Origin of the sequence: Zymomonas sp. (genome assembly GCF_020216885.1) — a bacterium.
Lineage (GTDB): Bacteria > Pseudomonadota > Alphaproteobacteria > Sphingomonadales > Sphingomonadaceae > Zymomonas.
Window position 1 is genome coordinate 1 of sequence record NZ_JAIWON010000078.1, and the last position, 13763, is coordinate 13763.

12 protein-coding genes and 1 tRNA gene are annotated in these 13763 nt (G+C 45.9%); 8 read left to right on the forward strand and 5 right to left on the reverse strand.

What is annotated here, in order from left to right:
• On the forward strand, positions 1-1317 hold a 1317-nt coding region (locus tag LDL18_RS04225), incomplete at its 5' end, for an MBOAT family O-acyltransferase (protein WP_296507134.1).
• 17 nt (positions 1318-1334) lie between these two features.
• A complete protein-coding gene (locus tag LDL18_RS04230; RefSeq protein WP_296507135.1) occupies positions 1335-1646 on the forward strand; it encodes a hypothetical protein in 312 nt (103 codons plus the stop codon).
• Between the two features lie 17 nt (positions 1647-1663).
• Here LDL18_RS04230 and LDL18_RS04235 read toward each other — a convergent pair whose 3' ends face one another.
• Entirely contained in the window at positions 1664-2314 is a 651-nt protein-coding gene (locus LDL18_RS04235) for a cell wall hydrolase (protein ID WP_296507136.1), read from the reverse strand.
• 460 nt (positions 2315-2774) lie between these two features.
• Here LDL18_RS04235 and LDL18_RS04240 point away from each other — a divergent pair.
• The 4 genes from LDL18_RS04240 (at position 2775) to der (ending at position 6850) form a co-directional block, all read left to right on the forward strand.
• Positions 2775-2851, forward strand: a tRNA-Asp gene (locus LDL18_RS04240).
• A gap of 296 nt (positions 2852-3147) precedes the next feature.
• Complete coding sequence (locus LDL18_RS04245) at positions 3148-3912, forward strand: tetratricopeptide repeat protein (protein ID WP_296507137.1); 765 nt, start codon at positions 3148-3150, stop codon at positions 3910-3912.
• A gap of 22 nt (positions 3913-3934) precedes the next feature.
• Positions 3935-5419, forward strand: coding sequence for a PQQ-binding-like beta-propeller repeat protein (locus tag LDL18_RS04250; RefSeq protein ID WP_296507138.1), 1485 nt, complete (start codon positions 3935-3937; stop codon positions 5417-5419).
• Between the two features lie 66 nt (positions 5420-5485).
• Positions 5486-6850 carry a ribosome biogenesis GTPase Der gene (gene der, locus LDL18_RS04255; protein WP_296507139.1) on the forward strand — a complete coding sequence of 455 codons (1365 nt, stop codon included), beginning with the start codon at positions 5486-5488 and terminating at the stop codon, positions 6848-6850.
• A 62-nt stretch (positions 6851-6912) separates the two neighbouring features.
• Here the strand turns inward: der and LDL18_RS04260 are convergent, their stop codons facing one another.
• On the reverse strand, positions 6913-8586 hold the full coding sequence (locus LDL18_RS04260) for a formate--tetrahydrofolate ligase (protein ID WP_296507140.1): 1674 nt from the start codon (positions 8584-8586) through the stop codon (positions 6913-6915).
• Between the two features lie 430 nt (positions 8587-9016).
• On the opposite strand from LDL18_RS04260, the gene LDL18_RS04265 reads away from it, so the two are divergent.
• On the forward strand, positions 9017-9334 hold the full coding sequence (locus LDL18_RS04265) for a 2Fe-2S iron-sulfur cluster binding domain-containing protein (RefSeq protein WP_296507141.1): 318 nt from the start codon (positions 9017-9019) through the stop codon (positions 9332-9334).
• Positions 9335-9459: 125 nt separating this feature from the next.
• Entirely contained in the window at positions 9460-9954 is a 495-nt protein-coding gene (locus LDL18_RS04270) for an Lrp/AsnC family transcriptional regulator (protein WP_011240366.1), read from the forward strand.
• Here the strand turns inward: LDL18_RS04270 and LDL18_RS04275 are convergent.
• Genes LDL18_RS04275 through proS form a run of 3 tightly spaced genes read right to left on the reverse strand, consistent with a single transcriptional unit; the run spans position 9951 to position 13220 of the window.
• Entirely contained in the window at positions 9951-10649 is a 699-nt protein-coding gene (locus tag LDL18_RS04275; RefSeq protein ID WP_296507142.1) for an ABC transporter ATP-binding protein, read from the reverse strand. The two genes, LDL18_RS04270 and LDL18_RS04275, sit on opposite strands and share 4 nt — an antisense overlap.
• Entirely contained in the window at positions 10642-11892 is a 1251-nt protein-coding gene (locus LDL18_RS04280; RefSeq protein ID WP_296507143.1) for a lipoprotein-releasing ABC transporter permease subunit, read from the reverse strand. Before LDL18_RS04280 ends, LDL18_RS04275 begins: the two co-directional genes overlap by 8 nt.
• Positions 11889-13220: a proline--tRNA ligase gene (gene proS / locus LDL18_RS04285; RefSeq protein ID WP_012817305.1), complete on the reverse strand. Its 1332-nt coding sequence runs from the start codon at positions 13218-13220 to the stop codon at positions 11889-11891. Before proS ends, LDL18_RS04280 begins: the two co-directional genes overlap by 4 nt.
• Positions 13221-13763: the final 543 nt, after the last annotated feature.

Here is a 13763-nt window from a genome sequence, read left to right on the forward strand (position 1 = left end):
ATAGCCTTGTTGATTGCAAGCTGGTTTTTTTATGGTTGGTGGGATTGGCGTTTTGTTGCCTTATTAATCTTATCGGCTGTTTTTAATTGGGCGATGGCCGCTTGGTTATCCTGTTACGAAGGAAAAGCACGTAAGCGGATTATGATAGCCGGTATCATCGGCAATGTGTCTATTCTGGCTTTCTTCAAATATTATGCTTTTTTGCTGAACCAGATCGCCGCCTTTTGTGGATTGTTGGGATATGCGCCGCATTTACCCTTTATGGAAATTGTTCTCCCTGTCGGGGTCAGCTTCTTTACTTTTCAGGGAATGTCCTATCTGGTCGATGTCGAAAAGAGGAAAGTGCCACCGGCCTCTTTGGGCGACATCTTATTGTTAATGTCGTTTTTCCCGCATTTGGTGGCAGGGCCCATTGTTCGGGCATCGGAACTTTTACCTCAATTTAAGGCTGTGCCGCCTTTTGAAAAATCCAAAATTTCGATGGCTTTGCTGTTGATTGTCTGGGGACTATTTAAAAAAGCAGTGGTGGCTTCAGAAATTTCGACCCAATTAGTTGATCCGGTCTTTTTTGATCCATCCTCCCATTCGAGTTTGGAATTAGTCATGGCTGCTTATGGCTATGCTGCCCAGATTTACTGCGATTTCTCAGCTTATAGTGATATGGCCATCGGTTTGGCTGCGTTGTTAGGGTATCGTTTTCCTGTCAATTTTAACCAGCCTTATCGCGCCGCTTCTCTACAGGATTTTTGGCGGCGTTGGCATATCAGCCTGTCTTCTTGGTTACGTGACTATGTTTATATTGGTTGGCTGGGGGGCAACCGTTGCGGGGCATTTAGAACCTATCTGAATCTCTTTATCACGATGTTAATTGGTGGGTTATGGCATGGTGCCAATATGACCTTTGTGATTTGGGGCGCGCTTCATGGCGGGGTTCTTGCCTGTGAGCGTTTTTGGAGCCGGATCAAACCCGCCAGTTGGCCGAGTCTACCCGTTTGGATGCGCACGATTTTTACCTTCCATATCGTCGTGGTTGGATGGATATTTTTCCGAGCAGACAGCTTTTCATCCGCGATCCAATATTTGAAAAATATTACCCAAGGTTCGTGGTCTGCAGGACAGGTAACGCCGTTAATGGTGATGTTAGTTCTGTTCGGATTGGTAATTCATTTCTTGCCACGGCAAGGGCTGACCCATCTCGCCATGAAAATAAAGAATTGGCCGTCGTGGGCTGTTGGAATCGCGATAGCGGTTTTGATCTTGATTATTGATGCTATGCGTTACGAGGGTGTCGCGCCCTTTATTTATTACCAGTTTTGATAGGGGAATAAGGCATTATGCCTAATGACTTTTCACCCATTGACTTGCCCAGTGATAAAAATGATCGGAAGCGAGCAGGCTTGTGGACAGGCATTGTTATTTCGACGGCAAGCCTTTTATTAGCCTTGTTGAATGCCGAGGCTATTGCAGATTGGGCGGATTCTTTGGCTCCAACAATATGGACAGCCCCGATTGTTTCTACGGCTGATAGCTGGCGCGATTTAACCGCCGAGATTGGCTTGTCCACGCCAAGAGATTTTTTACATCGTTATTGGAAGAAGCTGGAAGCGCTTCATTTCCCAAATCAGGAAGGGGAGGAGGCTGAATAGCCTCCCGAATTTAGGCGTTAACGATAAAAAACGTGGCTACCCAAAGCATTGACGCGGGTGCGCGTTTTAAAAAAGTGATTAGGTGCCTGCGAATTGGCATGATAGAATAAAGCCCCCTTGGTGAGGTCTTCACTGCTACCCGTCAAAACTTCATGGGCTACCTCAATCGCCTTCTGCCAGCGACGATCCTGACGCGGCGGCGTGTAACGGGTGGTGTCAAAAAACTGCCCCGGCTGATTAGTCACACCGCAGACTGTTTGCGGAAAACGACCACCGGCTTCCGCCCGATTTAAAATAAGCTGTGCAATCGCAATCTGGCCTTCACGGGGCTGATTCGCCGCTTCGTGATAAACAACTTTGGCCATGCACATGGTTTGTGCGCCTTCGGATTGCTGTTCTAACTCATCAGCCGAAAGATTTTCATTCTCTTCGGAATAATCAGATGATTTCGCTAATGCCTGTCGAGCGTGATTGGCGACAGTATTATTATTATAATCGAATGACGTATTGGCGACGGGCTGGCTTTTCGCAATAGCCACGTTACTCGCCAAGGTTACGCCCAAAGGAAGGGCGGCGGCTATGGCCTGATGTGCCGGAAAGGTGATGGCGGCTACAGGTAAAATTAATTTTGCCCATTTTTTACAAAATAAATGTCCTAAAGCGGACATCGACAACTCCATAACCTGCGCAATTTTCGGATGTCCCATATATAATGCAAGAATATAATCAGTCTTGGGACAGCAGAATAATCACGTCTTGTCGCTTCAAAGCATCCAAGATGGATGAATTAAATAACCGAACTTCTTGGTGACCCTCTATTCCCTTTTGGTCAATCCATCGGAACTTTTTACAAGGCTGCCCGTTCGTCTGATGCGGTGAAATGCAGCAGTTGTTCCGTTCGGGCGGATGGATTTTTCAATTTTTGTCATTGAGAGACTCAATGAAAGGGTAGGGTGGCTATAGCGTCCCGTTGCGTTTTTGGCCAGAATTTTCCTTCGATGAGATCGAAGCACAGGCCTTTGATAACTAAAAAGGCGTATTTTCCTGTTTTTTTTGAAAAAAATGGAAATTTATTCAAATTATGCTTGACGGCACGGCCAACCTACCTTAGAGGACAGGCCATCCCAAGCGGGTGTAGCTCAGTTGGTTAGAGCGCCGGCCTGTCACGCCGGAGGTCGCGAGTTCAAGTCTCGTCACTCGCGCCATTTTTTATGGCCCTTCTTTAAAGGGTATGCTTTCCCTTTCAATAAAGCGAACTTGCTGTTTCAAGCAAATTTTTCTCCTTAAAAAATATTTTTAGATGGTATCACTTAGTAGATTAGGCGATAAGGCCTTTCTGAGTATTTAAGTGATAATTTCTAATATCAGCCATTGACGGATTCTTCTCTTTATCCGAGACGTTATCTGCTTAAATCTTTGTGAAGATAAAACGGCACCTTATAAACTTAATGGCTTGAAATAACTGATTCGCCTTGAGCTTTTAAGGTGTGATTGTTGATTGATGTTGGAGACGACCTTGGCTGACCTGCCACATAACAGCAACGATAACCAGAATACGTTACAGACCGCTTCCGAAACGAATGATGAGACAAAAACGCCCTTTTGTGTTGCTCATCGTCGGTGCATCACGGCTGCGATTGCCGTTATCCTTCTTATCGTCGGTGTGGGCGGTATCGGCTGTTGGTCATATCATCGCCATAAACAAGAGGCTATCAATAGCCATGGCGATGCCTTGGCAGCCGCTATCGCGCCAGTAATTCAAGGTGGACAAGTCAAGGATGTAGCAACCTTGGATAAGCTGATCACTTCCAATGATCCGGTTTATGCCAATCTTGGCCGTTTTCTAAAAGCTGGTGTCCTGTCGGATAAGGGGGACGTCAAAAGTGCGACCACTTTATATCAAACGGTTCTTAATGATCCGGCTGCCGGTGACATTTTGCACGCTGTTGCGACTTTGCATTTAAGTGCTATTGAACTGGATACGGTTCCTCCTGAAAATGTCATTAAACGGCTTCAGCCTTTGGTTGCCCCTGGTAGCCGTTGGCTAGGAAGTGCCGGTGAGATGCAGGCGGCTGCTTATTTAAAAGAAAATAAACCGGAACAAGCCGTCAAGATTTATCAGAGAATTTATTCTGATACTTCTGTTCCTGAAGATATCCGTGAACGTGCCAAGTCACTGGCTAATTCTTATGCTGATATTGTGGGCAACAATAAAGAAAAGCCGCAACAGGCCGCGACGGCGACACCAGCGTCGGATAAAAAATAAGAGTAGCTGGGGATAAACGTTAATGGCAAATAGGTTAAGCAAAACACGTCTTTTGCAGCATGTTGCAGTCAGCTGTCTTTGTGCTTTTTCAGTCGCATCATGCAATATGGCAAAAGAAAATAAGCCGAAAACCCCACTTATCGGAGAACGCACCCCTATTCTTATGACCGAGAATGGGGTTGAGATTGATTCCGGCTTGGCATCAGTGCCGGTAACTGTTCCCGATGCCTTTTTGAATGACACATGGGAACAGCCAGGCGGTAATGCTGAAAAATCCATGGGGCATTTGGAACTTGGTAAAGCGACGAAACGGCTTTGGCAGGCGCATATCGGCGGCGGAAGTACCCGCGCCCGCATGGCTTCGGGACCTGTGATCTCGGATGGTCGTTTATATGTCGTTGATACACATGCCCATCTTTATGCTTTTGATGCAGATAGCGGAAAGCTACTTTGGAAAAAAATGGTCGGTGATGGCCACGACATTATCAAAAATATTCCGACCGGTGATGAAGAGGAAGAGCCGTTACCGGCTCCCAATCGCTCGGACAAGCAGGCTTATGCTCTGTGGGAAAGAGCCGAAAAAATCAGAATAAAAAACAAGAAGCCTCGCCGAGGAAGCTCGAATAGTGCCGCTTTATTTGGTGGTGGTGTTAGTGTTGACGGTGATCGTTTGTTTGCGACTTCTGGTATTGGTGATGTGGCGGCCTTTGATGCCAAAACGGGTAAACAGCTTTGGGTTAAACGTCCCGGAGGTCCTGTAAGAGGCGCTCCCGGTGTTGGTCTTGGCAATGTCTATGTGATTTCTCGCGACAACCAGATATACGCCCTTTCTGAAGATACCGGAGAGCTGCAATGGTCTGATGCGGCAACCTTGGAAACAACCGCTATTTTTGGAGCGGCAGCACCGTCTATTGCCCATGGTACCGTTATTGCCGGATTCTCTTCAGGCGAATTAAGTGCTTATCGTTATGAAAATGGGTATGAGGTGTGGCAGGATGCTTTATCTCGCACCAGCATTTCCACGACGGTTGGCAGCCTGTCCGATATTAATGCTTTCCCCGTTATTGATAACGGTCATGTTTATGCCGTTGGGCAAGGTGGCCGAATGGTCGCTGTCGATTTGTTTATGGGGCAGCGTTTATGGGAACTCAATATATCTGGCTTTTCAACGCCTTGGGTCGTTGGACAATGGATATTTGTTGTAACGATGGATGCGAAATTGCTCGCCATTCAACGCTCAAATGGTCATATCCGCTGGATGAGTGAATTAAAGGCTTGGGCTAACCCCTCCAAGAAAACAGGTCCCATTAACTGGAATGGTCCTGTTCTGGCTGGAGGACGGCTGATTCTGACCAATAACCGTGGGGAATTGATCGAAGTTGATCCAGCCGATGGTCAAATGATTTCCAGACGTCGCCTTGGTCTGCCTATGGTTGTAACCCCTGTTGTCGCTCGTAATAATTTATATTTATTGGGAGAAAATGGTCAGTTACAGGCATGGCACTAATCCATAGTAAAATTACCTTACTTCCCCGTTATTTTAGTGAGCCTTTGCTCTCAATAGGAAAATAATATGCCAAGCGTTGCCATTATTGGCCGCCCGAATGTCGGAAAATCCACTTTATTCAATAGATTGGTTGGGAAAAGGCTCGCTCTGGTGGATGATCGTCCGGGCGTTACCCGCGATCGTCGTGAAGGCGATGCCGAACTTATCGGGATGCCTTTTCGGGTTATTGATACGGCTGGTTTTGAAGATGAAGACCCAGCCAGCTTACCCGGAAGAATGCGCGTCCAGACTGAAGCTGCCGTTAAAGAATGTGATGTCGCCTTATTCGTCATTGATGCACGACAGGGCATAACGCCTCTTGATGAGGAAATTGCTCGCTGGTTAAGGGCTTTAGGAAAACCGATTATTGTTCTTGCCAATAAATGCGAAGGTAAGGGCGGTGAATCTGGGCTTTTAGAAGCCTATTCTTTGGGTTTCGGCGAACCTCTGCCTTTCTCTGCCGAGCATGGTGAGGGGCTGGTTGGCCTATTTCAAGCTTTAAGACCCTTTGTCGAAGGCGATGCTCTTGAAGAAGCCGACTCTTCGGAAGATGAGAACGAAGAGAAAAGCGAAGAAGAAATTGATCTGTCGCCTTTGCAGTTAGCGATTGTCGGCCGTCCGAATGCAGGTAAATCAACGCTTATCAATCGCTTGATTGGTGTTGACCGTATGATTACGGGGCCGGAAGCCGGTATTACCCGCGATTCAATTGCGATTGACTGGTCATGGCAAGGACGGCCTGTCCGTTTGATTGATACAGCAGGGCTTCGTAAGAAATCTCGTGTTGTTGATAAGATGGAACGTTTGTCTGTGATGGATACTTTCCGCACGATTGACTATGCGGAAGTTGTCGTCTTGTTGCTGGATGGCACGCAAGGTCTTGAAGGACAGGATTTGCGTATTGCGGATCGTGTTCTTGAAGAAGGGCGCAGTCTGATTATCGCTATCAATAAATGGGATATGGTCGAAAACCCGTCAGCTTTTTTGCAGGCTATCAGGGAAGGGCTGAATGATGGTCTGGCACAGGTCAAGGGTGTCCCACTTATCACAATTTCGGCATTGACTGGACGGGGGGTTGATCCCTTATTAAAAGCCGCTTTTGAGACGAGAAAAGCATGGAGCCGTCGAGTTTCAACCGGTCAACTTAATCGTTGGCTAACGCGTGCAATCGCGCATCATGCGCCTCCTGCACCGGGCGGCAAACGTATCAAATTACGCTATTTAACCCAGATCAAGACACGGCCACCGACGTTTGTTTTATTTGGAACCCGCGTGGATCAATTACCAACCAGCTATGAACGCTATTTAATCAATAGCCTTCGGTCTGATCTTGATTTTGGTTCAGTGCCTATTCGGTTACATTTCCGATCACCGGAAAATCCATTTGATTGATATCAAAAAAAGCTTCCTGATTTCTCAGGAAGCTTTTTTCTTAGCTTCGTTTTGAAATTAAATTAAGCGAGGCCGATAATTTCGTTATTCTCATTGATATCGATATTTTCGGCGGCTGGATGGCGCGGTAAGCCCGGCATCGTCATGATATTACCGGAAATAGCGACAATAAAGCCAGCACCGGCATTCAAGCGAACTTCTCTAATCGGGAAGATATGGCCAGTCGGCGCATTCTTGGCTTTTGGATCTGCCGAGAAAGAAGATTGCGTTTTTGCAATACAAACAGGCAAATCACCAAAGCCCTGTTCTTCAAAGCTTTTCAGCTTCTTGAGAACGGCACCCTGCGGCACAACTTCACCTGCGCGATAAATTTCTTTGGCGATCGTTTCGATCTTCTTCCAAAGTGGCATTTCGTCAGGATAGAGAAGGCGGAAAGAATCTTCCTTCGGTGCATCCAAGATAGTAGACAATTTACGAGCCAAATCTTCGGCACCCGCGCCACCATCAGTGAAATGGGTGCAGACAGCGGAATCAAGACCGATCGAGGCGCAAAGATCCTGAAGTTTGTCTAATTCAGCTTCAGTATCGCTATGGAAGCGGTTGATAGCGACCACCGTTTTGACACCGAATTTAGCAAGATTTTCAGCATGACGGGCAAGATTGGCAAAGCCGGTTTCAAGCGCCGCAATATTCTCGTTTTTCAAATCAGCCAAGGCAACCCCACCATGCATCTTCAATGCACGGATTGTGGCGACCAGAACGACTGCATCCGGTTCAAGATTGGCCTGACGGCATTTGATGTCGAAGAATTTTTCGGCACCAAGATCTGCACCAAAACCTGCCTCGGTGATTGCAATATCGCCGAGATGTAATGCGGCTTTCGTTGCAATCAGGGAGTTACAACCATGAGCAATATTCGCGAAAGGCCCGCCATGAATAAGCGCAGGATTACCTTCCAAGGTCTGCACAAGATTCGGCTGTAAAGCATCTTTCAAAAGGGCTGTCATTGCACCCGCCGCTTTAATTTTGGCGGCTGCGACTGGATTATGATCGTTATCTTCGCCGATAATGATTCTTTCCAGACGGCTACGGAGATCTTTCAGATCCGAAGCAAGACAAAGAATAGCCATAACTTCAGAAGCAACGCTGATATCGAAACCACCTTCACGTGGATAGCCATTGGCTTTCCCGCCAAGACCGATAACCATATTGCGAAGCATCCGGTCATTCATATCAATGACCCGACGGAAGGTAATGCTGTTACGATCCATAACAGGCGCATTGCCCCAATGGACATGATTATCAATCATCGCGGCCAGAAGGTCATGCGCGGAAGTAATGGCATGAAAATCACCAGTGAAATGCAAATTGATGCGTTCCATCGGAACGACCTGTGCATAACCACCACCAGCAGCCCCACCTTTAACGCCAAAGCAAGGGCCTAAAGACGGTTCACGCAGACAGATAACCGCTTTTTTCCCGATCCGGTTAAAAGCATCTCCAAGACCAACCGTCGTTGTCGTTTTACCTTCTCCGGCAGGGGTCGGGGTAATTGCGCTTACAAGAACCAGTTTACCGCGAGGCTTGGATGATAGGCTGTTCAGATATTCCCCATCAAGTTTGGCGATGGTGTGTCCATAAGACAAAACAGATTCATCAGGAATATTCAGGCGGCCAGCAATCTCGGTAATCGGTTTTAAGGTTGCGGCTCTAGCGATTTCGATATCGCTCAGCATATGAATTCTCTCCAAAAGCAAAAGTAAATTTAGCGAGAAGTGTAAAAAGATAGATAACAGCTATCTGTTCTTAGCCGCTATTTAAGACAATAAAATAGATAACGAAATAAGGTTTTTTAGATATATTTTTTTCAAAAATATTAAATAATTATATTACAAGACGAAAAAATATTATGCTGATCTTTTTAAGATAGGATAAGCGCCTTTTCTCCAATATAAGATCCGCCATAGTTGTATAAAACAGGATTAGAAACCGCTGGGCTTATCAACTCTGTTGCCGGAAAATTATCCTTCACTATACGCTATGTCAGTAGCAGCTTCAAAGGAATGAGGCCTGATCTTTTCTGTTATGAGGTCGGATAAGGTTGTTCTGATTTTAACCCGACACATAAAGTCTTAAGTTAAATTCTACAGTTGGAAATCAAGGAATATGGATAGCAAAAAACTGCCGGATTCCGGCTCTTTTGTTGGTGACGGAAAAGAGGTTTTCGAAATTGAGATAGCATCTAGCGGTGAAGTTATTCCGGTTACATCTGGGCAGACAATCGCCGATGCCTTAGAAAAATCGGGTATCGAAACGGTCATCGCTTGTGAAGAAGGGGTTTGCGGGGCTTGCATGGTTGGATTGGTATCGGGAGAGGCCGATCATCGTGACCACATCCAGTCGGAAGAGGAAAAAGCCCAGAATAAAGAAATCGCTATTTGCTGTTCACGCGCCCGTTCTGCCCGTTTAGTTCTTGATCTCTAGTAATTTCATTCGACAGTGATCAGTTTTTTGTGATGGGCAGAATTTTAAAAAAATTGCAGATTCAGATGCTTGATATTATAAATTTTTAAACAAAAAATGAAATTTTCTGGGAAAAATACCTAATTATGATCAGAAAGCTGGATGATTTTGATATCAAAATTTTAGACCTGCTTCAGCATGATGCCACAGCGACTATGGCTGAATTATCAGAAAAAACAGGTCTGTCAGCGAATGCCTGTTGGCGTCGTATCCGGCTTTTGGAAGCGGATGGTGTTATCAAAAATCGTGTAACTTTGCTTGATCCCCAGAAAATCGGGCTTGGTATTACAGTGTTCGTCTGTATCCGCTGCGCGGAACATTCCCAAGATTGGTTGGATAACTTTCTGCAAATCGTCAATGAATCGCCGGAAGTAATAGAGTTTTATCGTTTGGCAGGGGATATTGACTATCTTTTGAAATTACAGGTCGCGAGCATTAGTGAATATGATCGTCTTTATAAAAAGCTGGTCAGTCGTGTGAAACTGACGGATGTCAGCGCCATTTTCTCTATGGAAGAGCTAAAACATAGCACAATTCTTCCTTTGCCAGAAACTTCAGATAAGGCAGAGCGCAAAGCCTAATATTCTTCGATTAGACGGCCGTCATGTAAGGTAACGATTCTATCCATCTTGCGAGCCATAGCCATGTTATGGGTCGCTATAATCGCCGCAGAGCCTTGGCGGCGCACTAGTCTTAAAAATTCATGCAGCACAATATCACCGGTAGCTTCATCGAGATTGCCTGTCGGTTCATCGGCTAGAACTAAGGCTGGACGATTGGCTAAAGCGCGGGCTACCGCTACCCGTTGTTGTTCACCCCCCGATAGTTGGGAAGGGTAATGTTTTAGACGTTTTTCCAGCTTTAAAGAGTCGAGCAAAAAATGGGCGTGTTCTTTAGCCTGCTGCGGAGATTTACCCTGAATGAGTTGGGGAAGCATCACATTTTCTAAAGCTGAAAAATCAGGCAGCAAGTGATGGAATTGATAAACAAAGCCAAGATGATCCCGCCGAATAGCGGTGCGCTCTCTATCATTCAAAGAGCCGATTTCTTGCCCCAGAATATTGATAGAGCCTGTAAATCCATTTTCCAGAAGACCAATCGCTTGCAGAAAAGTCGATTTTCCTGCACCAGAAGGCCCCAAAAGCGCCAAAATTTCACCTCGCCTGACGATCAGATCAATCCCGCGCAAGATTTGGATTTCATGTTCGCCCTGTTTGAATGCTCTTTGAAGGTCGGTTACTTCAATAACATTGTTATAGGATAGCGAACTATTCATAGCGCAAGACCTCAACCGGATCAGTGCTGGCGGCCTTCCATGCAGGATAAAGCGTGAAGAGGAAGCTGGAACCAATAGACAAGGCAATAATGCCAATGACCTCAATCGGATCGACCCGCGCTGGCAGTTCAGTGATAATGCGGATCGAAGGATCCCATAGATTCTGACCACTGAAATATTGAATGGCATTAACTAAGGGTTGGCGGAAATAAAGGATAACAAAGGCCAAAATAACGCCAGCTAAGGTTCCCAAACTACCAATCGCCAAACCCACGGCCATAAAGATTTTTAGCATGGCGATGCGGGATGCACCCATCGTCCTTAGAATAGCAATGTCTCTGTTTTTGGCGCGAACTAGCATAATCAGAGAAGACAAGATATTGAATGCGGCAACAAGAATAATCAGAGCTAGAATCCAGAACATCACGACCCGTTCAACGGATAACGCCTGAAACAGGCTGGCATTCATACTGCGCCAATCCTGTAAAACCCCGACATTGGCGACTCTGTCTTTTAACGGATCAAGTATTTGTCCCACACGATCGGCATTATTGGTTTTAATCTCGATAATACCAACCGTATCATTCATCATCAGCAGGGTCTGTGCATCAGAAAGCGGCATAATCACGAAGGCCTTATCGTAATCATACACACCGACTTCAAATATCGCGGCTACTCTGTAAGAGACGATTCTTGGCACGGTTCCAAAAGGTGTTGTTTGTCCTGCGGGGGATATGAGGCTGATATCATCGCCCGCATGGATTCCAAGCTGTTCAGCTAACCGAATACCGATAATAACATTGTTGGAACCTGCTTTTAATTCGTTGAGATGGCCTTCTCGAATATTTGAACGGATAAGATTGTTATTATTAACATCATTTAAGGCCATTCCCCTTAATAAAACCCCCTCAACGCGACCCGCATGGGTCGCCATCAGAGGTTGTTCAATAAGAGGGATGGCACTGGTTACACCGGTCGTCTTTTTTGTGGCGTCAAGGATAGGTCGCCAATTCGCAAGCTCTCCATTATAGCCTTGAATCACAGCATGGCCGTTAATGCCTACGATTTTATCAAATAATTCCGCCCTGAACCCGTTCATGACGCTCATCACAATGATGAGAGCGGCGACCCCTAAAGTAACAGCCAAAAGGCTAATAGAGGCCACCAAAAATATGAACGCTTCGCCCTTGCCCGGTAAAAGGTATCTTCTGGCTATTATTCGTTCATAGGCGGAAAGAATCATCGCTGTTGATGACCTGCAGTAAGAAGATTGAAGGCGTCTTCAACAGAAATAGTCTGCTTTTCACCACTTGCGCGGTTTTTCAGCTCGACAACGCCTTTTTCAGCACCTTTGGGGCCAATAACAACCTGCCAAGGCAGACCGATCAGATCCATGGTAGCAAATTTGGCACCGCCTCTTTCATTACGGTCATCGTAAAGGGTATCAATGCCTGCGGCTTCCAAACGTTGATAGAGAGAATCCGCAATGGCTCGGCAATTTTCGTCATCAATTCTAAGATTGATAAGACCGACATGATAAGGGGCAACGGCTTCCGGCCAGATGATGCCATTATCGTCATGGCTGGCTTCGATAATGGCACCCAAAAGGCGGGAAATACCAATGCCATAGCTGCCCATCTGGATCGGAATTGGTTTTCCATCGGGGCCGGGGAGGGTGAATCCCATCGGTTTTGAATATTTTGTGCCAAAGAAGAAAATATGGCCGACTTCGATACCGCGAGACTGGCGCAGCTTGTCGCCTGCTTGCGCTTCCCTTAAAGGATCGCGCTTTTCATCTGTGGCGGCATAATCAGAAATATGATCGTTAACGATGCTTTGAAGCGCTTTGGGATCATCAAAGTCAGCTTCGATATGGCGGGTCGGCTGTTCCCAATTGCTATGATAGAAAACATCGCTTTCGCCATTTGGAGCAAGAACGATAAATTCGTGCGATAAATCACCACCGATAGGTCCAGTATCGGCCTGCATTGGGATAGCTCTTAACCCAAGGCGTGAAAAGCTGTTCAAATAAGCAACGAACATCCGATTATAATTGTGACGACCAGCCGTTTCATCAATATCGAAGCTGTAAGCATCCTTCATCAGGAATTCTCGGCCACGCATTACCCCGAAACGCGGTCGGACTTCATCGCGGAATTTCCATTGAATATGGTAGAAAATACGCGGCAGATCGCGATAGCTTTGCAGATTATCGCGAATAAGCGCGGTAATCATTTCTTCGTTGGTCGGACCATACAGCAATTCGCGATTATGTCTGTCTTTGATGCGCAGCATTTCTGGGCCATAAGCATCATACCGGCCAGATTCGCGCCACAAGTCAGCCGTCTGAAGCGTCGGCATCAATAATTCAAGCGCACCAGCCCGAGCTTGTTCTTCGCGGATAATTTTTTCAATCCGGCGCAAAACCCGCAGTCCCAAGGGAAGCCATGCATAAATACCGGCAGCCGTCTGGCGAATCATGCCAGCTCTTAGCATGAGTTTGTGGCTGATAATCTGGGCATCAGCCGGCGTTTCTTTCATCACAGGAAGAAAATAACGGGATAAGCGCATAGGATAAAAACTTCATCTGTCATAAAAAGGTTATTTTTAATGCTTGTAAATGTCAGAACCCGTTGCTGCAACTGAACTTTTTCTTTTTCAATCAACTTTAATGATGAAAAAAATACAAAAGAAGTTTTTATCAAAATAACGGGATGGGGGATCTTGGTAGCTATTTTTATTGTAAGACAAAAATGAGAGAGTGGTTCGCAACTAATGTTGCATCTATAACACATTTCTCGTCCATTTTAGCACAGACATGAAAAGCACGATGACAAGATCGCAGAAGTCGCATAGCCTTCAATACAGGCCTTAATTCAAGGGGGATTGGTCTAAAAGACTAAAGTCTTTTTATGATTCTTTCGGGGGGAAGTAATCAAAAGACTATATGTCGAGCAAGGGGGTTGACGCTTACCGTCACGCGAGACGCCCGGGTTTTTACCCGGGCGTTTTTTTATGCAAAAAAGGCCATCAATTTTTTGATGGCCTTTTGCTTTTCTTAAACCAGACGGCTTTGTTTTAATGCCGCTGCAACAAAATCAGAAAAGAGAGGAT